Below are 1,694 nucleotides of genomic sequence, written 5' to 3'. Positions count from 1 at the left end.
GGACATTTTATACCATGGAGAAATTTAAATGGGATGCTGCATGGGTAGGCTATTCATTAGGTTTTGTGGGTTTGGTTGTGGGCCTTGTACAAGGTGGTTTAATAAGGGTGATCCTTCCTAAAATCGGAGAAAAGAAAGCGGTTTACTTTGGTCTTATTTTATACATCATAGGCTTCATAGCTTTTGCTTTTGCAAGCAAGGGCTGGATGATGTTTGCTTTTATGCTTCCTTATGGTTTAGCCGGAATCTGCGGACCGGCCATGCAGGGCTTGATTTCGAATCAGGTACCTTCGAATGCACAAGGTGAAATGCAGGGTGTTTTAACAGGTTTACAAAGTTTAGCGGCCATATTTGCCCCTTGGGTAATGACACATATATTTGCTTATTTTATCGAAGGCAAGGCTCCGGTTTATTTTCCGGGCGCACCATTTATATTGAGTGCGGTGTTAACTTTAATCGGATTGTTTATCTGTTTAAGGAGCTTGAAGAAATACCATTAGTAAGCCTTAAACGCGGTCATCGTTGACTGAAGTAGACGCAACCCAAAAACCTACCCTGTTTGAATGAAGTCCCTGAAACAAGTTCAGGGTGACGCAACCATTGTAGTCCTTTTCTGTAGATGAACGGGAAAAAAAGCTTAAAGCAACTCATTAGCCAAATTAGCCAACTCGCTCCTCTCGCCTTTATGTAAGGTAATATGGGCATACAGCGGGTGGTTTTTAGCGTTTTCGATTAAATAAGACAGGCCATTACTTTCAGAATCTAGGTATGGCGTATCAATCTGATAAATATCGCCTGTGAAAACTATTTTGGTATGTTCGCCCGCCCTCGAAATTATCGTTTTCACTTCATGGGGTGTTAAATTCTGTGCCTCATCAATAATAAAGAAAATTTTGGTGAGGGTTCTTCCCCGGATAAAAGCCAATGGCGCAATCGCTATTTTTTCGGTTATAATCAGTTCATCAATCTTTTCCGACATTTTATCATCGCCGATAAACTGCTCTTTAATAAACCGCAGATTATCCCAAATGGGTGCCATAAAAGGATCAGTTTTCGATTTTGCATCGCCTGGTAAGAAACCGATGTCTTTATTGCTCAGGGAAACAATCGGTCGCGTTACATAAATCTGTCTAAAGTTTTTACGCTGTTCTAAAGCGCTTGCCAAAGCCAATAGCGTTTTACCTGTTCCGGCATTCCCTTGTATGCTCACCAGCTTAATTTCAGGATCTAAAAGTGCATGAATGGCAAATGCCTGTTCAATATTTTTAGGTTTGATTTTAAATATAGGATCAGTAGAAACTGCAGAAATTGTTTTTAAACTGTTGTTATAAAATACATTTGCTGTTTTTCTCTTATTCCTTAAAATATAAAAGTGATTGCCATTTTTAGGTGGCAGTTCTACTTCATTAGCATCAATAAAAAGTTGTTTTTTTATTTCATCTATAATTTCCACCGGAAAGTTGGCTATTTCGGTTTTTCCGGCGTAAAGCTCATCTACATTTTTAATTTTACCAGTTTCATAATCTTCTGCATTTAAATCCAAAGCTTTTGCTTTTAACCTCAGGCAGATGTCTTTCGATACCAGTACTACTTTCTTATCGGGATATTCTTCTTTTAAACTTAATGCTGCATTTAAAATCTTATGGTCTGTTTTACCTTTTCCATACACTTCTTCCGCATTTATAGTTAAAGGC

2 protein-coding genes are annotated in these 1,694 nt (G+C 38.3%); one reads left to right on the top strand and one right to left on the bottom strand.

Features of this window, described 5'->3' with window-relative positions:
- The coding region (locus AC1DND_RS27380; protein WP_477585948.1) for an MFS transporter at positions 1–500 on the top strand (500 nt) is incomplete at its 5' end.
- A 137-nt stretch (positions 501–637) separates the two neighbouring features.
- Here AC1DND_RS27380 and AC1DND_RS27375 read toward each other — a convergent pair.
- The coding region (locus tag AC1DND_RS27375) for a PhoH family protein (protein ID WP_477585946.1) at positions 638–1,694 on the bottom strand (1,057 nt) is incomplete at its 5' end.

Source organism: Pedobacter sp. 01N416 (genome assembly GCF_056399685.1).
Note: the sequence above shows the minus strand (reverse complement) of the source record. Positions and strands in the feature narration are given on the sequence as shown.